General features: G+C 67.1%; 21 protein-coding genes and 1 riboswitch. Of the genes, 13 read left to right on the top strand and 8 right to left on the bottom strand.

Annotated features, from left to right (window positions below; all coding sequences use genetic code 11):
- The first annotated feature begins 37 nt into the window (after window positions 1–37).
- From AC0KXH_RS16405 to AC0KXH_RS16365, 9 genes are all read left to right on the top strand, one after another.
- Window positions 38–700 (top strand): riboflavin synthase, encoded by a 663-nt coding sequence (locus tag AC0KXH_RS16405; protein WP_488223719.1) that lies wholly within the window; start codon window positions 38–40, stop codon window positions 698–700.
- A 10-nt stretch (window positions 701–710) separates the two neighbouring features.
- A complete protein-coding gene (ribBA, locus tag AC0KXH_RS16400) occupies window positions 711–1,787 on the top strand; it encodes a bifunctional 3,4-dihydroxy-2-butanone-4-phosphate synthase/GTP cyclohydrolase II (protein WP_041110844.1) in 1,077 nt (358 codons plus the stop codon).
- A 58-nt stretch (window positions 1,788–1,845) separates the two neighbouring features.
- Complete coding sequence (ribH, locus tag AC0KXH_RS16395; protein WP_041110845.1) at window positions 1,846–2,322, top strand: 6,7-dimethyl-8-ribityllumazine synthase; 477 nt, start codon at window positions 1,846–1,848, stop codon at window positions 2,320–2,322.
- Window positions 2,319–2,804 carry a transcription antitermination factor NusB gene (gene nusB / locus AC0KXH_RS16390; protein WP_041110846.1) on the top strand — a complete coding sequence of 162 codons (486 nt, stop codon included), beginning with the start codon at window positions 2,319–2,321 and terminating at the stop codon, window positions 2,802–2,804. The genes ribH and nusB overlap by 4 nt, the downstream gene beginning before the upstream one ends.
- A gap of 13 nt (window positions 2,805–2,817) precedes the next feature.
- A complete protein-coding gene (gene thiL / locus AC0KXH_RS16385; protein WP_488224620.1) occupies window positions 2,818–3,774 on the top strand; it encodes a thiamine-phosphate kinase in 957 nt (318 codons plus the stop codon).
- A 49-nt stretch (window positions 3,775–3,823) separates the two neighbouring features.
- Window positions 3,824–4,315: a phosphatidylglycerophosphatase A family protein gene (locus AC0KXH_RS16380; protein WP_052264636.1), complete on the top strand. Its 492-nt coding sequence runs from the start codon at window positions 3,824–3,826 to the stop codon at window positions 4,313–4,315.
- 80 nt (window positions 4,316–4,395) lie between these two features.
- Window positions 4,396–5,043: a TIGR02281 family clan AA aspartic protease gene (locus AC0KXH_RS16375; protein WP_041108593.1), complete on the top strand. Its 648-nt coding sequence runs from the start codon at window positions 4,396–4,398 to the stop codon at window positions 5,041–5,043.
- A 111-nt stretch (window positions 5,044–5,154) separates the two neighbouring features.
- Window positions 5,155–5,772, top strand: a complete 618-nt coding sequence (gene ribA, locus AC0KXH_RS16370; protein WP_041107853.1) for a GTP cyclohydrolase II — start codon at window positions 5,155–5,157, stop codon at window positions 5,770–5,772.
- Window positions 5,769–6,176 (top strand): hypothetical protein, encoded by a 408-nt coding sequence (locus AC0KXH_RS16365; protein WP_488223718.1) that lies wholly within the window; start codon window positions 5,769–5,771, stop codon window positions 6,174–6,176. Before ribA ends, AC0KXH_RS16365 begins: the two co-directional genes overlap by 4 nt.
- A gap of 4 nt (window positions 6,177–6,180) precedes the next feature.
- Here the strand turns inward: AC0KXH_RS16365 and AC0KXH_RS16360 are convergent, their stop codons facing one another.
- From AC0KXH_RS16360 to AC0KXH_RS16340, 5 genes are all read right to left on the bottom strand, one after another.
- Window positions 6,181–6,714, bottom strand: a complete 534-nt coding sequence (locus tag AC0KXH_RS16360; RefSeq protein ID WP_076545027.1) for an ATP:cob(I)alamin adenosyltransferase — start codon at window positions 6,712–6,714, stop codon at window positions 6,181–6,183.
- A 5-nt stretch (window positions 6,715–6,719) separates the two neighbouring features.
- The gene (locus AC0KXH_RS16355) at window positions 6,720–7,448 is read right to left on the bottom strand and encodes an ABC transporter ATP-binding protein (RefSeq protein ID WP_488223717.1); all 729 of its coding nucleotides are present in this window, start codon (window positions 7,446–7,448) and stop codon (window positions 6,720–6,722) included.
- Window positions 7,439–8,425 (bottom strand): FecCD family ABC transporter permease, encoded by a 987-nt coding sequence (locus AC0KXH_RS16350; RefSeq protein WP_041107847.1) that lies wholly within the window; start codon window positions 8,423–8,425, stop codon window positions 7,439–7,441. Before AC0KXH_RS16350 ends, AC0KXH_RS16355 begins: the two co-directional genes overlap by 10 nt.
- Window positions 8,413–9,189, bottom strand: coding sequence for an ABC transporter substrate-binding protein (locus tag AC0KXH_RS16345; RefSeq protein WP_240904613.1), 777 nt, complete (start codon window positions 9,187–9,189; stop codon window positions 8,413–8,415). The genes AC0KXH_RS16350 and AC0KXH_RS16345 overlap by 13 nt, the downstream gene beginning before the upstream one ends.
- 81 nt (window positions 9,190–9,270) lie before the next feature.
- Window positions 9,271–11,160 carry a TonB-dependent receptor domain-containing protein gene (locus tag AC0KXH_RS16340; protein ID WP_488223716.1) on the bottom strand — a complete coding sequence of 630 codons (1,890 nt, stop codon included), beginning with the start codon at window positions 11,158–11,160 and terminating at the stop codon, window positions 9,271–9,273.
- 90 nt (window positions 11,161–11,250) lie between these two features.
- A riboswitch (cobalamin riboswitch) is annotated at window positions 11,251–11,463 on the bottom strand.
- 206 nt (window positions 11,464–11,669) lie between these two features.
- On the opposite strand from AC0KXH_RS16340, the gene rhlE1 reads away from it, so the two are divergent.
- Both rhlE1 and adhP read left to right on the top strand, forming a co-directional pair.
- Complete coding sequence (rhlE1, locus tag AC0KXH_RS16335) at window positions 11,670–12,995, top strand: RNA helicase RhlE1 (protein WP_488223715.1); 1,326 nt, start codon at window positions 11,670–11,672, stop codon at window positions 12,993–12,995.
- Window positions 12,996–13,116: 121 nt separating this feature from the next.
- Window positions 13,117–14,139 (top strand): alcohol dehydrogenase AdhP, encoded by a 1,023-nt coding sequence (adhP, locus tag AC0KXH_RS16330; RefSeq protein WP_041107839.1) that lies wholly within the window; start codon window positions 13,117–13,119, stop codon window positions 14,137–14,139.
- 30 nt (window positions 14,140–14,169) lie between these two features.
- Here adhP and AC0KXH_RS16325 read toward each other — a convergent pair whose 3' ends face one another.
- Window positions 14,170–15,399 (bottom strand): BaiN/RdsA family NAD(P)/FAD-dependent oxidoreductase, encoded by a 1,230-nt coding sequence (locus AC0KXH_RS16325; RefSeq protein WP_488223714.1) that lies wholly within the window; start codon window positions 15,397–15,399, stop codon window positions 14,170–14,172.
- A 146-nt stretch (window positions 15,400–15,545) separates the two neighbouring features.
- Between AC0KXH_RS16325 and bfr the strand changes: the two genes are divergently transcribed.
- Window positions 15,546–16,010 (top strand): bacterioferritin, encoded by a 465-nt coding sequence (bfr, locus tag AC0KXH_RS16320; RefSeq protein ID WP_041107837.1) that lies wholly within the window; start codon window positions 15,546–15,548, stop codon window positions 16,008–16,010.
- 95 nt (window positions 16,011–16,105) lie between these two features.
- On the top strand, window positions 16,106–16,306 hold the full coding sequence (locus tag AC0KXH_RS16315; protein ID WP_041107835.1) for a hypothetical protein: 201 nt from the start codon (window positions 16,106–16,108) through the stop codon (window positions 16,304–16,306).
- Between the two features lie 5 nt (window positions 16,307–16,311).
- Here the strand turns inward: AC0KXH_RS16315 and cueR are convergent, their stop codons facing one another.
- Window positions 16,312–16,716 (bottom strand): Cu(I)-responsive transcriptional regulator, encoded by a 405-nt coding sequence (gene cueR, locus AC0KXH_RS16310; protein WP_041107833.1) that lies wholly within the window; start codon window positions 16,714–16,716, stop codon window positions 16,312–16,314.
- On the bottom strand, window positions 16,713–19,124 hold the full coding sequence (locus AC0KXH_RS16305) for a heavy metal translocating P-type ATPase (protein ID WP_488223713.1): 2,412 nt from the start codon (window positions 19,122–19,124) through the stop codon (window positions 16,713–16,715). Before AC0KXH_RS16305 ends, cueR begins: the two co-directional genes overlap by 4 nt.
- Window positions 19,125–19,260 lie beyond the last annotated feature (136 nt).

Raw genomic sequence — 19,260 nt, 5'->3', positions numbered from 1 at the left:
GAATGCATTCGTTCCTCGGCCTCGACAGGGAGGCCACATGTTCACCGGAATAATCGAAGCGATCGGCAGCATCCGCGCGATGACGCCCAAGGGCGGCGACGTGCGCGTCTATGTATCCACCGGCAAGCTCGACCTAGCTGACGTCAAGCTCGGCGACAGCATCGCGGTCAACGGCGTCTGCCTGACCGCGGTGGAGCTGCCCGGAGACGGCTTCTGGGCCGATGTCAGCCGCGAGACCTTGGCGCGCACCGCCTTCGTCGACCTCAAGACCGGCAGCCGGGTCAACCTGGAAAAGGCCCTGACGCCTACCAGCCGCCTCGGCGGGCATCTGGTCAGCGGCCATGTCGACGGCGTCGGCGAGATCGTCGCCCGCGAGGATAACGCCCGCGCCGTGCAGTTCCGCATCCGTGCCCCGCGCGAGCTGGCCCGCTACATCGCGCTCAAGGGCTCGATCACCGTCGATGGCACCAGCCTCACGGTCAATGCGGTCAATGGCGCCGAATTCGAGCTGACCATCGTGCCGCACACCCTGGCCGAGACGATCATGGCCGACTATCGGCCGGGCCGTCGGGTCAACCTCGAAGTGGACCTGCTGGCGCGCTACCTGGAGCGCCTGCTGCTGGGCGACAAGGCCGCCGAGCCGAGTTCGAACGTCATCAGCGAAGCCTTCCTCGCCGAACACGGCTACCTGAACAAGTGAGACTGCCAGCATGGCCCTGAATACCGCAGAAGAACTGATCGAAGACATCCGCGCCGGCAAGATGGTCATCCTCATGGATGACGAGGACCGCGAGAACGAGGGCGACATCATCATCGCCTCCGAATGCGTGACCGCCGAGCACATCAACTTCATGGCCAAGCACGCGCGCGGCCTGATCTGCATGCCCATGAGCCGTCAGCGCTGCGAGCTGCTCAAGTTGCCGCTGATGGCACCGCGCAACGGCTCGGGCTTCGGCACCAAGTTCACCGTGTCGATCGAAGCCGCCGAGGGCGTGACCACCGGCATTTCCGCCGCCGACCGCGCGCGCACCGTACAGGCTGCGGTGGCGAAGAACGCCAAGGCCGAAGACATCGTCAGCCCCGGGCACATCTTTCCGCTGATGGCGCAGCCCGGCGGTGTGCTCGCCCGTGCCGGCCACACCGAGGCCGCCTGCGACCTGGCGCGCATGGCCGGCTTCGAGCCGAGCGGGGTGATCTGCGAGATCATGAACGACGACGGCACCATGGCCCGACGCCCGGAGCTCGAGGTGTTCGCCGCCGAGCATGACCTGAAGATCGGCACCATCGCCGACCTGATCCACTACCGTCTGCTGCACGAGCGCACCGTCGAGCGTGTTTCCGAGCAGCCGCTGGACAGCGAACTCGGCCAGTTCAACCTGGTGACCTACCGCGACTCGGTCGAAGGCGACGTGCACATGGCGCTGACCCTGGGGGCGATCCAGCCCGAGCAGCCGACCCTGGTGCGCGTGCACAACATGGACCCGCTGCGCGACCTGCTGATGGTCCGCCAGCCGGGGCGCTGGAGCCTGCGCGCGGCCATGGCCCAGGTCGCCGAGGCCGGCGCCGGCGTGGTGCTGCTGCTCGGCCATCAGCCCGGCGGCGAGCAGATCCTCGCCAACCTGCGCGAGGAACCGAAGACGCCGAGCACCTACAGCACCGTCGGCGCCGGCTCGCAGATCCTGCGTGATCTGGGCGTGCGCAAGATGCGCCTGATGAGCTCGCCAATGAAGTTCAATGCGATATCCGGCTTCGACCTGGAAGTTGTAGAATACGTCCCGGCCGAATAATCCAAGGCGCCGCGCAGACCGCGGCGCCTTTCGTTCTTTAAGAGATGAGAATTCACCCATGCCCCTGAAGACCATCGAAGGTACCTTCATCGCCCCGCAAGGCAAGTACGCCCTGGTAGTGGGCCGCTTCAACAGCTTCGTCGTCGAGAGCCTGGTCAGCGGCGCGGTCGATGCGCTGGTGCGCCACGGCGTTCGCGAGGACGACATCACGCTGATCCGCGCCCCGGGCGCCTTCGAGATTCCACTGGTTGCACAAAAGGTCGCCCAGCAGGGTGAATACGACGCCATCGTCGCGCTCGGCGCGGTAATCCGTGGCGGCACGCCGCACTTCGAATACGTCGCTGGCGAATGCACCAAGGGCCTGGCGCAGGTCTCCATGGAATTCGGTGTGCCGGTTGCCTTCGGCGTGCTGACCGTCGACTCCATCGAACAGGCCATCGAGCGTTCCGGCACCAAGGCCGGCAACAAGGGCGCCGAAGCCGCACTCTCCGCACTGGAAATGGTGAGCCTGCTCGCGCAGCTGGAGGCCAAGTGAGTCTGAACCGCGACGACAGCCAGGACGCCCCGCAGCCCAAGGCCAAGGGCAAGATCGCGACCCGCAGGGTTGCGCGCAGCCTGGCGATGCAGGCGCTGTACCAGTGGCACATGGCCGGTCAGAGCCTCAACGAGATCGAAGCGCAGTTTCGCGTCGACAACGATTTCAGCGGTGTCGACGGCGCCTACTTCCATGAGCTGCTCAACGGTGTGGCGCGCAACAAGGGCGATGTCGATCAGGCGATTACCCCGCACCTGGACCGCGCCCTCGACGAGCTGGACCCGGTGGAACTGGCGATCCTGCGCCTGTGCACCTACGAGCTGATGAAGCGCATCGACGTGCCCTACCGCGTGGTGATCAACGAGGGCATCGAGCTGGCCAAGACCTTCGGCGCCACCGACGGGCACAAGTTCGTCAACGGCGTGCTGGACAAGCTGGCGCCGTCCCTGCGCAGTGCCGAAGTGCGCAGCCAGAAGCGCTGAGGCCCGCGCCTTGCTGGGTGAGTTCGAGCTGATCCGCCATTACTTCGCCGCCGCGGCCTGTGCCAGGTCCGGCGGCGAAGTCGTGCTTGGCATCGGCGATGACTGCGCCTTGCTCCAGTTGCCGCCTGGCGAGCAGCTGGCGGTGTCTACCGATACGCTGGTCGCCGGCGTGCATTTTCCCGACGGCTGCGACCCCTTCCTGCTCGGCCAGCGCGCCCTGGCGGTGGCCACCAGCGATCTGGCGGCGATGGCCGCTGCGCCCATCGGCTTCACCCTCGCATTGACCTTGCCGTCGGCCGATCCGCTCTGGCTCGGCGAGTTCGCCCGCGGCCTCGACGAGATGGCACTGGCCTGCAGCATGCGTCTGCTTGGCGGGGACACCACCTGCGGGCCGTTGTGCCTGACGGTCACCGTGTTCGGTCGCGTCCCCGCGAGGCAGGCCCTGAGCCGGCACGGTGCACGGCCGGGCGATCTGCTCTGCGTCGGCGGTGTGCTCGGCGAGGGCGCGGCGGCCCTGCCGCTGGTGCTCGGCGAGCGAAAGGCCGAGCCGGCCGTGGCCGAGCACTTGCTGGCGCGCTACTGGTCGCCCGAGCCGCAGCTGGCCCTCGGCGAGGCGCTGCGCGGCAGGGCGAGTGCGGCGCTGGACATCTCCGACGGCTTGCTTGCCGACTGTGGCCACATTGCCCGCGCCTCGGGCGTGCGGCTGGTCGTCGAGCAATCGCGCCTGCCGCTGTCGCCGGCCGCGGTGGCACTGCTCGGCACGGCAGAGGCCGAGCGCTGTGCGCTGGCCGGCGGCGACGACTACCTGTTGGCGTTCACCCTGCCGCCCGCCGAGTTGCCCGCTTTGCTCGAAGCCGGCTGGCCGCTGCGGCCGATCGGCCGGGTCGAGGCGGGGCAGGGCGTGGCTCTGGTCGATACCGCGGGTGATGAAATCCGCGTCGCCGCGCATGGCTACACCCATTTCGGCTGAGTTCCGGCAGGCCGATCCGTACATAGAAAAGGACCGAGTCTTGAGCGAAATACACCAGGCCACCAGCGACGAAGTGCGTCCCGCGATATGGCGCAACCCCTGGCAGAACCTGGCTTTCGGCTTCGGTTCCGGGCTGATGCCCAAGGCTCCTGGCACCTGGGGCTCGCTGGTGGCACTGCTGTTCGTGCCGCTCTGGCAACTGCTGCCCGGCTGGGCGTACGCGGTGCTGTTGGCGGCGGGCCTGGTGTTCGGCGTCTGGCTGTGCGGCAAGGTGGCGCGGGACCTGGGTGTGCACGACCACGAGGGCATCGTCTGGGACGAGTTCGTCGGTATCTGGATCACCTTCTGGCTGGTGCCGGCCGGCTGGCACTGGCTGCTCGCCGGCTTCGTGCTGTTCCGCGTGATGGACATCCTCAAGCCCTGGCCGATCAGCTGGGTCGACCGCCATGTCGATGGTGGGCTGGGCATCATGCTCGACGACATCCTTGCCGGGGTGGCGGCCTGGGCGGTGCTGCAGGGGCTGATCGTCGCGCTGGGCTGATGATTGTGCGGCAGGTCGCGGCAGGGTAACTCTGCCTGACGGAAGATCGTGCCCCTGTTCCGACCGTGAGATGGATGACCATGCGCCGCGCCAACCTGCTGTTCGCCTGCCTGCTTTCACTGCTGCCTCCGGTTGCCCAGAGTGCCTCGAGCGTGCAGGTGGTCGGGTTGTTTCCCAATGCCGCAGTGCTCAATGTCGATGGCCAGCGCAAGCTGGTGCGCGTTGGCGGGCGAGGTCCCGGCGGCGTCGAGGTGGTCAGCGCCGATGCCCGTGGCGCGGTGCTTCGGGTCGACGGCGTCGAGCGTCGCTACGAACTCAGCCGTGAGTATTCCGGTGGCTATGCTGCGCCCGCACGCACGCAGCTGAGCGTGGCCAAGGGGCTCGGCGGCCACTACTGGGTGGCCGGTTCGATCGACGGCCAGCCGGTGCAGTTTCTCGTCGACACCGGCGCGACGTCCGTGGCGATCAACGAGAACCAGGCGCGCCGGCTGGGCATCGATCACCGGGTCGACGGCAAGCCGATGGTGGTGAGCACGGCGAGCGGCACGGCAAAGGCCTGGCGGGTCCATCTGAACCGGGTCAAGGTTGGCGCCATCGAGGTGCTTGGCGTCGAAGCGGTGGTGGTGCAGGGGGATGCGCCGACCGATGCGCTGCTGGGCATGAGCTTCCTCAACCGGGTCAGCTGGCGCGAGGAGCAGGGCATGCTCATGCTGGAATCGAAGCTGTAGGACGAGGCTCTGCGATCGACCGGCTGAATGCCCCGAACAGCATTCGGCCTACGCTCTGCCGCAGCGAGTTGATGTTACAATATCCGCTTTTCCGTCTCTGGGGTTCCGCCCGTGTCTGTCGTTTTCGTCGCTGCCTCCAAACTGCCGACGCCGTTCGGCGTGTTCACCATGCATGGATTTCTCGACCAGGATACGGGCAAGGAGCATGTTGCGCTGACGATGGGCGATGTGGCGGACGGCGAGCCGGTGCTGGGCCGTCTGCATTCCGAATGCCTGACCGGTGACGCGCTGTTCAGCCTGCGCTGCGACTGTGGTGCACAGCTGGAGGCCGCGCTGCAGGCCATCGCGGCCGAAGGGCGCGGCGTGCTGCTCTACCTGCGGCAGGAGGGCCGTGGCATCGGCCTGCTGAACAAGATCCGCGCCTATGAGCTGCAGGATGGCGGCGCCGATACGGTGGAGGCCAACGAGCGTCTGGGCTTCGCGCCTGACATGCGCGACTACGCCATCTGCCTGCCGATGCTCGAGCACCTGGGCATCCGCGAGATCAAGCTGATGACCAATAACCCGCGCAAGATGAAGGCGTTGCAGGGCTTCGGCATCCGCATTGCCGAGCGCAAGCCGTTGCAGATCGCGCACAACCCCTACAACCGCAAGTACCTGGCGACCAAGGCCGGCAAGCTTGGGCACCTGCTCGGCGAGATCCACCAGGGCGAAGCCGAGCAATCATGACGCGCGCACAATGGCGCCGCCGGCTGGTGCGCGACGGCTGGCTGCACATCGTGCTGCTGATCGTGCCGGTGCTGCTGCTCGGTCGCCTGCCGCCGCTGGCCGAGCAGGGCGCGCTGGTGTCGTTCGCACTCGGACTGGTCGGGCTGTTTCCCAGCCTGGGTCGCTTTACCGCCTTCAAGCACCAGCTGATCGCTACCGAGCAGGCGTTGGGCAGCGATCGCGAGGCCCAGGCCTGGGCCGATTTGCGCCGTGTTCGCCGCCGTGGCCTGCTGGTGGCATCGTTGCCGGGCTGGTCTGCCGCGCTTGGTGCGCTCTGCGGCCTGGAGCCCATCGCGCGGTTGCTGCTGGTCGGTGCCAGCCTGGTGCTGTTCCTGCTCTACCGCATTCCGCGCCAGCTCGCGTGAGGCGTCAGCGACCGTAGCTTTCGCTCTTGAACGGCACCTCGGCCACGCCGCGCCGCTGGTTGATCACCAGTGTCAGGGTAAAGCAGAAGTTGCACATCAGGTTGAGCAGCCGCGGCAGCAGCATGGGCACTTCGCGCCCCTCTTCATCGACCCGCACCAGCGCGCGGATGGCTTTTTTCGCCGCCGAGCGCGCCAGATGCAACTGCGGCACCGGCGCCGTGCCGCGCGGCAGGACGAAGCCGGTGAGCCGTTCGGCGACCTCGGCACGATAGTGCGCGAGCCGCTGCGTCAGCCAAGCGATGTGCGTTTCGTCGATCGCCAGCCGCCCGCGCACCGAGCCGTTGAGGTGGAAGGCCAGCGGCTGCAGCTGCTCGAGGTCGGCACGCAGGTCGGCCATCTCGTCCGGCAGGTCTGCCAGCACCGCCCCGATGTGCCCGCACAGCTCGTCGGTGATGACCTCGTAATCGCACAGGTAAGCGGTTTCGTAGATGAACGGATAGCAGAGTTCATCGAGATTCTTGCCGGGTTTCAGCGCCATGGGCTTCACCTCAGGGAGACGATGGGAGGGTGAACGTCGAGGTCGACCTTGACCTCGACGCCAAAGACCGCCTGCAGGTTGGCCTCGGTCAGTACCTCGGCGGGCGTGCCGGCGGCCTGCACGCGCCCGCCGTGGAGCAGGCAGAGGCGATCGCAGTAGCGCGCGGCCAGCGCCAGGTCGTGCAGGGCGACGATCACTCCGCGCTCGCCGGCGGCGTATGCGCGCAGCAGTTGCATGACGTTGCGCTGATGGAGCAGGTCGAGGCTGGCGATCGGCTCGTCGGCCAGCAGCAGCTGAGGCTCGCCCGCCAGCACCCGAGCCAGCCAGACGCGCGCCTGCTCGCCGCCGGAAAGGTGGTCGACGCGCTCGCCGAGCCAGGCACCGATGCCGGTCTGCTCGATGGCCCGGCCGATGGCCGCGGCGTCCCTGTCGTGCCAGGGCAGCCGGCCAAGCGCCACCACGTCGCTTACGCTCAGCGCCCAGGCGCTCTGGCAGGCCTGAGGCAGCAGGCCGATCCGTCTGGCCCGGGTGCTGGCCGGCAGCTGTCGCGCATCACGGCCTTCGAGTGCGACCTGCCCGGCATGGGTCTGGATGCCGGCCAAGCATTGCAGAACGGTCGATTTTCCCGAGCCGTTGGGGCCGATCAGGCCGAGCATCTGCCCAGGCGTTAGCGTCAGGTCGATGCCATGCAGGCGGCCGGGCACCGCCAGCTGTTTCGCGTCGATCAGCTCCATCGGTTGCGCTCCTTCCAGACCAGCCAGACGAACAGCGGTGTACCGAGCAGCGCGGTCAGCACGCCGAGCTTGAGTTCCCGGCCGGGCGGCAGCAGGCGCACGCCGATGTCAGCCAGGCAGACCAGCGTGGCGCCGGCCAGGGCTGCCGGCAGCAGCACTCGCTCCGGACGGTGGCGAACCAGCGGCCGCACCAGGTGTGGCACCAGCAGACCGACAAAACCGATGGCACCGGCTACCGCGACCGAGCTGCCGACCAGCAGGGCGACGCCGAGCACGATCAGGCGGCTGCCACGGCGCACGTTCAGGCCCATGCTCTCGGCCACCTGCTCGCCCAGACTGAGGCCGCTGAGCAGGCGCCGCTGGCTGAAGATCAGAGCGGCACCGGCCAGCAGCGCCGGGCCCAGCAGCGCCAGATGGTCGAGACCGCGCTCGGACACCGAGCCCAGCAGCCAGAACACCAGTTCCTGCATGGCGTAGGGGTTGGGAGCAAAGTTGAGCACGGTTGCCAGTGCGGCACCGGCAAGGGTGGAGATTGCCAGCCCCGCCATGATGACCATCGCAGGCCGGGCCCCGCCGGCCAGCGCCAGCATCAGCAACAGGGCCGCCAGTGCCCCGGCAAGGCCCGCCACGGCCGGGGCGGCGCTACCCAGCTGCGGCAGCAGGCCGAAGTAGAACACCGCAGCCGCGCCGAGTGCCGCGCCCTGGCTGGCGCCTGTCAGCGCCGGATCGGCCAGCGGATTGCGCAACAGCCCCTGCAAGGCGGCACCGCTCAGGCCGAGCGCAGCGCCAACGCCCAGGGCCAGCAGCGTGCGCGGCAAACGGATGTCGCCAATGACGATCGCACCGAGGCTGGCCTTGCCGGCCAGCCAGTCGCCGAGGCCGCCGAGCACCGGCACCGAGGTGGAGCCGAGGCTGAGCGAGAGCAGCGCGCTGGCGGCCAGCAGCAGCGCGAGCGCGGGAGTGACTAATCGAGCCATTGGTTGAGCTGTCCTATCAGATCCCACATCCACGGCCCGGGGCACTGCCAGCGCCAGTAGTCGGTGCTCAGCCAGGCCTTGGGCGCAATGGCCCGGCGCAGCGCAGGATGTTGGGCGAAGCTGTTGGCCAGTGCCCGCTCGGGGGCGGCGGCGAACAGGATGGCATCCGGCGGGTCGGCCACTATGGCCTCCAGATCGAGGCGGACGTGCCCGGACTGCCCGAGGTAGTTGCGCCAGCCGGCCTGTTCGATCAGCTGGTGCTCGAAGGTATCGCGCCCGGTGCCGATGCCGTTGGCACCGAGCAGCAGCAGGCGTGGGGCATCCGGTTCCGGCTGATGCGGCGCCGGGGGCGCCGTGGCGCGGTCCGGGTCCTGGCCGAGCAGTTCGAGTAGGCGACGCTCGTAGCCCTCGATTTCGGCCAGGGTGGTCGGCAGTGGAATGACTTCGACGCGTATGCCGAGCGCGCGCAGACGCTCGCGCAGGAGCAGGGCACTGTACTGGCCGACCAGCACCAGGTCCGGTCGCAATTCGACGAGGCGCTCCAGCGAGCCGTCATGCTCGGGCCAGTCACCGTCGAAAGCCGGCAACCGATAGCGCCGATGCATCGGCGAGAGTGCAGCGACCTGAGCAGGCCTGGCGTAGTGCGCCAGCGCCCAGTCCATGCACAGGTCCAGCGAGACGACCCGAGAGGGGGCCGCTTGCGCGGCCAGCGGGGCCAGCAGCGCGCCGAGCAGACAGCAAGCGTATTTCAGATCGCGCAGCACACGGCGAGCCCCGGTATCGACAGAGGCGGGAGCGTACCACTCCCGCTACGAGAAGAGTGGGCTACAGACATCCCACGTTTTTTAGAGAGCGGGAGACCAAGTCATGCCGAGCATGACGCTGAAAGGAGCTTCTTGGTATCCGTATTGTTCGCCGTCGTAGGTGTACAGCAGGCGGCTGTAGTCCTTGTCCAGCAGGTTGGCGAGTTTCAAATCAAAGCTAAGCTCGTCGCTGGCTTGCCAGCTGCTACGCAGGTCAAATACGCCGTGACCGGCGATTTCGGTGTTGTTTGCACTATCGCCATAGCTGCTGCTGACCGCACGCCAACTGGCGCCAACCGCTATTCGCCCGAAGTTGCGATCAATATCTAGGCTAAGAGTGCGCTTAGCGCGGTTCTGTAGGGTATGCCCGGTATCCCGGTTGCGTGGGTCTATAACGCTTAGCCCTAAGGTGCTCTGCCAGCCGAGGAGCTCCTGATGAAGGCTAGCCTCGAAGCCATTGATACGTGCGCGCTCAACGTTGTTCATAGTGCCTAAAAATGTCACTGGATCGCTTACGTAGGTGATGAGATTTCGGAAATCGGTGCGATATACAGAAGCCTCTATTCGAGTATCTGCGCTGATTTGACCGCGCCATTGCAGCTCGTAGCTACGTGACTTCTCCGGTGCGAGATCCGGATTCCCGACGTACCAAGCCTCGGCTGGCCAGTACAGGTCGGCGAAGGTGGGGACTCGGAAGCCTTCTGCGTAGGAGAGGATAATTTGATGATCTTTGTTAAGCGGCAGCGTCAGTGCGCCGTTGAAGGTATTCTCAGTACCGAACTGTTCGTTTTTGTCATGCCGCATACCCACTTCCGTGGAGAAGCCTTGCCCCTGGTAGCTATGTTGGACGAAAAGGGCGTGGTTCTTTCGGCTTGACTCGGTGAAGGAGTTACTGCTTCGAACTTTATCGTTCACATACTCGGCACCTAGGCGCAGCCGTTGGGTTTCGGTTAGATCCAATGTGTTGAGCCAAGTCACCGAATCGCGGTATGTGTTATTGACCGAGCGAGTTGTAGACCATTTCTCACGGTTTTCTTGCTTGTCCTCGCTGTGCCCCAGCTCGACGCGGCTGGTCCAATTCTCGTGCAGTTGCCCTTCCAAGAAGGCGCTTGTAGAGCTGACTGCAAAGTGATCGTACGGCAGTCGTCCCGGCGCTCCGGCGAATGAGTCGTCGATTTCTGTCTTGCCTCGTTGATCAAGTACATTCAAGCCAAGTTGCAGTCGGTCACTCAGGCGGTGGCTGATGCTTGCTGCCATCGAGCGGTTTCGGTACGCATCGTCGTCGCGGTCTGCTGGGGTTGACGTCCGGGTACGGTCGAATCCTTCGGTGTCCTCCAGTGCCGCGCTGAGATTGAACCGGGTTCGATCATCGCCGCCCGATAGACCGAGGCTTCGCTCCCAGGTGTTATTGCTGCCTCCAGCAACTCGCAAGTACGGGTTCAGTCCGGGGCCGTTGCCGCGCCGAGTGAACAGCTGGATGACGCCTCCCATGGCGTCGCTGCCGTAAAGCGCCGAGCGCGAGCCGCGAAGCACCTCGATTCGTTCGATCTGGTCGACCGACAGGTACTGTAGCCCAGCGATACCGGCCGTAGCGGAGTTCACACGGACACCATCGATCAGTATCAGCGACTGGGCAGTGCTGGTTCCGCGAACATATAGGCCGTAAAGCGCTCCCCGACCGCCATAGTTGGTGACCTGAACGCCCGGCACATGGGTCAACAATTCAAGCACGCTGACTGGGCGTAGGCGTTCAATATCAGCCCGGGTGAACACTGTGTTTGCCGCGCTACTTTCGGTGCGCTGTTCCACGTCACGGTTGGCGGTGATCAGGGTGTCCGACAGTTTGAGTGCCTCGTCGCGGGGCGTCTGGGCAAGCGCAATAGCCGGTAGGCTGGCCGCAATGGCCAGGGCGAGGGGGTTGAGCGATTTCATCAGGATCCTCAAAAGCGAAGGAAGACTTTTGAGGAGGGCAGGAACAAGCGCGCACGAGCGCGACGCTTGACGGTGCTGCCCTCCGCAACACCAGTCGAATCCGTCCAGGCCGGTCTCCGGGCTCTCGACTCGGCCCGCTCGCCTTCCCGTGCTGTGCACAGTGGCCGTTGAGCGGACTGCGATCGGCTGATCGCGGTCGATTACCGTTGCGGGGGCAGCGCCGGGTTTGCTCCTGCGAGCGCACCGGCTTCCCGTTTAATGCGGCCCCATGGGGGCACGCACACCTTGGCGGATAAGAAAAACGCGCGCACCTTACGGGGCGGCGCCGACAAACACAAGGTACAGGGTCAAGAAGCGAGGCCGCTGCCGCGGTTGCGCGCGCGGCCGTCCCTGGCGCATGCCTGCAGCGCTCGCGCATGCCGACAGCCGGCGAAGTTCGCGGTGGCGCCGCCCTGGCCTGTTAGAATCCGCGTCTTTTCATCCGCCCGTTGCGGCGCTGCGAGCCTGCCATGACCTTCGCCTCCCTCGGCCTGATCGAACCGCTGCTGCGGACCCTCGAAAGCCTTGACTACCACACGCCGACGCCGATCCAGGCCCAGGCGATTCCCGCCGTGCTCAAGGGCCGCGATCTGATGGGGGCGGCGCAGACCGGCACCGGCAAGACCGCCGGTTTCGCCCTGCCTGTGCTGCAGCGGTTGTGTACCGATGGGCCGAAGGTGATGAGCAATTCGGTGCGCGCGCTGGTGCTGGTGCCGACCCGCGAACTCGCCGAGCAGGTCTACCAGAGCCTGCGTAGCTACGGGCAGGACCTGCCCCTGCGCAGTTATGCGGTGTACGGCGGGGTCAGCCTCAATCCGCAGATGATGGCCTTGCGCAAAGGCATCGATGTGCTGGTCGCCACGCCCGGGCGGCTGCTCGATCTGTACCGGCAGAACGCGGTGAAGTTCGCCCAGCTGCAAATTCTCGTGCTCGACGAAGCCGATCGCATGCTCGATCTCGGTTTCGCCCGCGAGCTCGACGAGCTGTTCGCTGCACTACCGAAAAAGCGCCAGACCCTGCTGTTCTCGGCGACCTTTTCCGAGCCCATCCGGCAACTGGCCGGCGAGCTGCTGCGCGACCCGCTGTCGGTCGAGGTGAGCCCGCGCAATACCGCGGCGAAGACGGTCAAGCAATGGCTGGTGCCGGTGGACAAGAAGCGCAAGACCGAGCTGTTCCTGACGCTGCTTGAGGAGCGCCGCTGGACCCAGGTACTGGTGTTCGCCAGGACGCGCAAGGGCGTCGATGCGCTGGTCGAGGCGCTGGAACGGGCCGGCATCGCGGCTGACTCGATCCATGGCGACAAGCCGCAGCCCAGCCGTCTGCGCGCGCTGGAGCGCTTCAAGGCCGGCGAGGTGCGGATACTGGTGGCTACCGATGTCGCCGCCCGCGGGCTCGACATCCAGAGCCTGCCGCAGGTGGTCAACTTCGACCTGCCGATCGTCGCCGAAGACTACGTGCACCGCATCGGGCGCACCGGCCGTGCCGGCGCCAGCGGTGAGGCCGTTTCCCTGGTGGCCGCCGACGAGGTCGACCAGTTGGCCGCGATCGAGACGCTGATCGGCCAGGTGCTGCCGCGCCACGAGCTGCCCGATTTCATTCCCGAACACCGCGTGCCGGCTACCGCCCCGGGCGGCCAGGTGATCAAAAAACCAAAGAAGCCGAAAAAGCCCAAGGACGTGCCGGGCAAGGGCCGCATCCATCTGGGCAACTGGTTCGACGAGAACGAAAAGCCCAACGCCAAGCCGATCCGCAAGGTACCGAGCCTGGGAGGCAGGCCGGCGAAGAAGCCGCGCTGAACCGCGGGGTGGCAAGGGCGCGACCAACGGTCGCTGCAATCGCTTGGCAACTGATCCAGGTCTAGGCTGTTCGCATCCGCAAGGAGCAGATTCGAACATCCCAACCCTGGAGAGAAGCCTCATGCCTCAAACCATGAAAGCTGCTGTGGTGCATGCCTTCGGCGAGCCGTTGCGCCTCGAAGAAGTTCGGGTGCCGATGCCCGGCCCCGGCCAGATTCTGGTGAAGATCGCCGCCTCGGGCGTCTGCCACACCGACCTGCACGCCGCCGAGGGCGACTGGCCGGTGAAACCGGCGTTGCCGTTCATTCCCGGCCACGAGGGCGTCGGCCATGTCGCCGCGGTTGGCGCCGGCGTGACGCGGGTGAAAGAGGGCGACCGGGTCGGCGTGCCCTGGCTGTACACCGCCTGCGGCTATTGCGAGCACTGCCTGACCGGCTGGGAAACGCTCTGTGAGAGCCAGCAGAACACCGGTTACTCGGTCAATGGCGGCTACGCCGAATACGTGCTGGCCGATCCCAACTACGTCGGCCTGCTGCCGGACAAGGTCGCCTTCGAAGACATCGCGCCGATCCTTTGCGCCGGGGTCACCGTCTACAAGGGGCTGAAGGTCACCGGGGCGCGGCCCGGCCAGTGGGTGGTGATCTCCGGCATCGGCGGGCTCGGCCACGTGGCGGTGCAGTATGCGCGGGCGATGGGCCTGCACGTGGCAGCGGTGGACGTCGATGACGCCAAGCTGGACCTGGCCCGGCGCCTGGGCGCGAGCCTGACGGTCAACGCGCGCACCGAGAATCCGGTCGAGGTGATTCAGCGCGATATCGGCGGCGCCCACGGCGTACTGGTCACCGCAGTGTCCAACAGCGCGTTCGGCCAGGCCATCGGCATGGCGCGCCGGCACGGCACCGTCGCGCTGGTGGGCCTGCCGCCGGGTGATTTCCCGACGCCGATCTTCGACGTCGTGCTCAAGGCGGTGAGCATCACCGGCTCGATCGTCGGGACCCGCGCCGATCTGCAGGAGGCGCTGGATTTCGCCGGCGAAGGGCTGGTCAAGGCGACCATCCATACCGACACGCTGGACAACATCAACCAGATCTTCGATGACATGCGCGGCGGGCGCATCGAAGGGCGGATCGTGCTGACGATGTAGACGGGTGGCCCGGCCGCGCGGCCGGGCCACTCAGCGCGCGTCGAGCCAGCGCAGCAGGCCTTCGGCCGCGGCACGCCCGCTAGCGAAGCAGGCGGTCAGCAGGTAGCCGCCGGTCGGCGCCTCCCAGTCGAGCATCTCGCCGGCACAGAACACGCCGGGTACCTGGCGCAGCATCAGGTTCTCGTCGAGCTCGGCGAAGCGCACTCCGCCGGCGCTGCTGATGGCTTCGTCCAGCGGCCGTGGGCGTACCAGGGTGATCGGCAGGGCCTTGATTGCCTGCGCCAGAGCCTGTGGATCGGCGAAGGTCGCGGCATCGGTCAGCTCCCGCAACAGCGCGGCCTTGACCCCATCCAGGCGCAGCTGGCGATGCAGATGCTTGGCCATCGACTGCGAGCCGCGCGGCCGCGCCAGTGCGCGCGCGATCTGCTCGGCCGAGCGATCGGGCAGCAGGTCCAGTTCGATCCGGACCTGGCCGCTGCGGTTGATGGCCTCGCGAATCGGCGCCGACAGTGCATACACCAGGCTGCCCTCGATGCCGCTGGCGGTAAGCACGAACTCGCCGCGCCGCGGCGTGCCGCCAGGCAGCCGCAGGGTGACCGTCTTCAGCGGCGCACCGGCAAATCTTTCCCGGAGATGGGCGCTCCAGCCGGCGACCTCGAAACCGCAGTTGGTTGGCTGCAGCGCGGCGACGGCCACTCCGCGAGCCTCCAGTTGCGGTACCCAGGCGCCGTCCGAGCCCAGCCGTACCCAGCTGCCGCCGCCGAGCGCGAGCACGGTGGCCGTCGGGTGCAAGCGAAGCTCGCCCGACGGCGAGGCAATCCGCAGCGCACCCTGTGCATCCCAGCCCAGCCAGCGGTGGCGCGTGTGGATGCACACCCCGGCTTCGCGCAGGCGCTTGAGCCACGCCCGCAGCAGGGGGGCAGCCTTCATGTCGGTGGGGAATACCCGTCCCGAGCTGCCGACAAAGGTCTCGATGCCCAGTGCATGGATCCACTGGCGCAGCGCTTCGGGGCCGAAGCGCTCGAGCGAACCCTGCAACGCTGGCTGGGCCTCGCGATAGCGAGTGACGAAGTCGGCAAAAGGCTCGGCGTGGGTGATGTTCATCCCGCCGACGCCGGCGAGCAGGAACTTGCGCCCTACCGAGGGCATGGCGTCGTAGAGGTCCACCGTGCAGCCGGCGCGGCTGAGCACCTCGGCGGCCATCAGCCCGGCTGGGCCGCCGCCGACGATGGCGATGGAGGAGGCGGAATCGGCGCTCATCTGCAATGCTCTGAAAACGGAAGGCGCATTGTAGCGGGGCGAGGGCGTCGCGGCTGCGACGATGCGCCAGGCCGCAATGCTTGACCGGCCAGGACTCAGCCCCGATCCTTGCCGCCTTGTAGCGATTGGTTTCGAGGAAGCAGCAGATGAAAGGCCAGGCACCGGTAGTCGATTACCTCAAGGAGTTGCTGCGCGGCGAGCTGGCGGCGCGCGACCAGTATTTCCTGCACTCGCGCATGTACGCCGACTGGGGGTTCGAAAAGCTCTACGAGCGCATCAATCACGAGATGGAGGAGGAGACCCAGCATGCCGATGCCTTGCTGCAGCGGATCCTTTTTCTCGAAGGCACGCCGGACATGACGCCCGAGGCCATCCACCCGGGCCAGACCGTGCCGGAGATGCTGCGCAGCGACCTCGCCCTGGAATACCGCGTGCGCGAGGCGCTGGCCAAGGGCATCGCGCTGGCCGAGCAGCACAGCGATTACGTGACCCGCGACATCCTTGCCGCGCAGCTGCATGACACCGAAGAAGACCACGCCTACTGGCTGGAGCAGCAGCTCGGGCTGATCGACCGGATCGGCCTGCAGAACTACCTGCAGTCGCAGGCCTGACGCAGCCCCTGCGCGGTGCGCCCGGCGGAACCGTTTTCGCCGGGCAGGTTCAACATGCCAGCAGTCATGTCGAACCGTCGCACGGAGTCGCGCGCATGAAACAGTTCAAAGGATTCCTCCAGGGGACGGCCGTCTTCCTGGGCTCGCTGGCGTTGCTGTTCGGGGCCGCCTTTGCGCTCAATCTCGAACGCAGCTGGGTCTACCAGCTGATCAACGCCCCGCTGATGCTCGAACTCAGCGTGCTCAGCGCCTTGATCGTGCTGTTGCTGTGGACGGGGCGGCAGCGCAGCTCCTGAGCTGCTCAGCGATCACAGCAGCCGCCCGACTCCAGTTCGCTCAGGATCGGGCAGTCGGGGCGCTCGTCACCCGAACAGTGGTCGACCAGGTTCTGCAGGGTGTCGCGCAGTGACACCAGTTCGGCGATGCGCTGGTTCAGCGTCTCGATATGCGCACCGGCCAGCGCCTTGACGTCGGCGCTGGCGCGCTGGCGATCCTGCCACAGGGTCAGCAACCGGCCGACCTCCTCCAGTGAGAAGCCCAGGTCGCGCGAGCGCTTGATGAACGCCAGGCGATGCAGGTCGTCCTCGCTGTAGCGGCGGTAGCCATTGGCGCCGCGCCCGGCCGGGGCAATCAGCCCGATCGACTCGTAATAGCGGATCATCTTTGCCGACAGCCCGCTGCGGCTGGCGGCCTGGCCAATATTCATGGCTGCTCCCTCCGATCGCCGGTTGTATGGGTGTCCGGCTGCCAGCGCTTGAGCAGCAGGGCATTGCTGATCACGCTGACGCTGGACATCGCCATCGCCGCGCCGGCCACCACCGGGCTGAGAAAGCCAAGCGCCGCGAGGGGGATGCCGATCAGGTTGTAGACAAAGGCCCAGAACAGGTTCTGCTGGATCTTGCGATAGGTCCGTCGGCTGATGTCGAGCGCCGCCGGCACCAGTCGCGGGTCGCCGCGCATGAGCGTGATTCCGGCGGCGTGCATCGCCACGTCGGTGCCGCCGCCCATGGCGATGCCGACATCCGCCGCGGCCAGCGCCGGTGCGTCATTGATGCCGTCGCCGACCATGGCCACGGTGGCGCCGTCGCGCTTCAGCGCGGCGACGGTGGCGGCCTTGTCCGCCGGCAGCACTTCGGCATGTACATCGTCGATGCCCAACGCCTCGGCGACGACCCGCGCGCTGCCGCGATTGTCGCCGGTGATCAGGTGGCTTTGGATGCGCCGGCCGTGCAGCGCGGCGATCGCCGCGCTCGCGCCCTCCTTGAGGCTGTCGCCAAAGGCGAACAGCGCCAGCACCCGTGGCACCGGAGCACGTTCCAGCAGCCAGGACAGGGTACGCCCCTCGTCTTCCCAGCGGCGCGCGGCATCGGCCAGCGCGCCGGTATCCAGCCCGCTCTCGTCGAGCAGGCGGCGATTACCCAGCGCCAGTTCGCGGCCCTCCAGGCGCCCGGCGATGCCGCGTCCGGCAAGCGCCTGGCTGGCCTCGACGTCGGGCAGCGCGATGTCCAGCGCGGCACTGCGCTCGAGCACCGCGCGTGCCAGCGGGTGCTCGCTGCCGCGCTGCAGCGCACCGGCCAGCCGCAGCGCCTGGTGTTCGTCGCCCTCGGCGGCCAGGAGATGAACGATCTCCGGCTTGCCGGAGGTCAGCGTGCCCGTCTTGTCGAACGCCACGGCATTCACCGCATGGGCGACTTCGAGCGCCTCGGCGTCCTTGATCAGGATGCCGTGACGCGCGGCGACGCCGGTGCCGGCCATGATCGCCGCGGGTGTCGCCAGGCCGAGGGCGCAGGGGCAGGCGATGACCAGCACCGCCACGGCGTTGATCAGTGCGGTCTCCAGTGTCGCTCCGGCCAGTAGCCAGCCAGCCAGGGTAGCCAGGGCGATGAGCAGTACCGCCGGGACGAAGATCTGGCTGACCCGGTCGACCAGCTTCTGGATCGGAGCCTTGGCGGCCTGGGCATCCTCGACTAGGCGAATGATGCGCGCCAGGACCGTTTCGCCGCCGAGCGCTGTTGCCCGGACCAGCAGGCGGCCGTCGCCGTTGATCGCCCCGCCGGTGATGCGATCGCCCGGCTGCTTGTCCACCGGCAGGCTTTCGCCGCTGATCAGGGCTTCATCGGCCTGGCTGTTGCCGTCGATGACTTCGCCGTCCACTGGAAAGCGCTCGCCCGGCTTCACCACGACGATGTCGCCCAGGCTCAGGGCCGCGATCGCCACGTCTTCCTCATGGCCGTCGACCAGGCGCCGGGCGCGTTCCGGGCGCAGCGCCTCGAGCGCGCGGATGGCCGCGCTGGTCTGGCGCTTGGCGCGGCTCTCGAGGTACTTGCCGAGCAGCACCAGCGCGATCACCACGGCCGATGCCTCGAAATACAGGTGCGGCATCTGCCCGGCCGGCGCGATCCACCACTGGTACAGGCTCAGCCCGTAACCGGCACTGGTACCGAGGGCGACCAGCAGGTCCATGTTGCCGGCTCCGGCGCGCACGGCCTTCCAGCCGGCGACGTAGAAGCGTGCACCGAGCACGAACTGCACCGGCGTGGCGAGCAGGAACTGCAGCCAGGGTGGGAGCATCCAGTGCTGGCCGAACAGGTCGGCGAACATCGGGATCACCAGCGGTGCGGCCAGCAGCAGCGCCGCGATCACCGCCAGACGCTCGCGCTGCAGTCGCCGTTCCGCCGCCTGTGGGTCGGGCCGCTCGGCGCTCGTCAGTGCAGCCTGATAACCCGCCGCGCTGACCGCCTGGATCAGCTGCTGAGGGTCGAGCGAGGCAATGCTGCGCACCTGCGCCCGCTCGCTCGCCAGGTTGACCGTGGCGCTCAGCACACCTGACACCTTGAGCAGGGCGCGCTCGACGCGACCGACGCAGCTGGCGCAGGTCATGCCGCCAAGGCTCAGCTCGTGGTCGGCTTGTGCGACCGCGTAGCCGGCCTTGTCGACGGCCTGGACCAGCTGTTCGAGCGAGGCGGATTCCGATTCGACCAGTGCCTGCTCGTTGGCCAGGTTGACGTTCGCTGCGCGCACTCCCGGTACCTTGCGCAGGGCGCGTTCGATGCGCCCGGCGCAACTGGCGCAGGTCATGCCGATGACCGGCAGGGTGTATAGGGTCTGGCTCATGTGGACCTCCCGAGTCGACAGCTAGAGCTTTGACCTTAACCCTGTGGCAAGGTCAAGCCCCGGATGGCATAACGGCGCAGTTGACCTTGCCAGGGGGGCAAGGACGACAATCGCCGGACGCAACCGAACGGGAGGT

The sequence above is a fragment of the Stutzerimonas sp. CXK-1 genome, from assembly GCF_057738225.1.
Note: the sequence above shows the minus strand (reverse complement) of the source record. Positions and strands in the feature narration are given on the sequence as shown.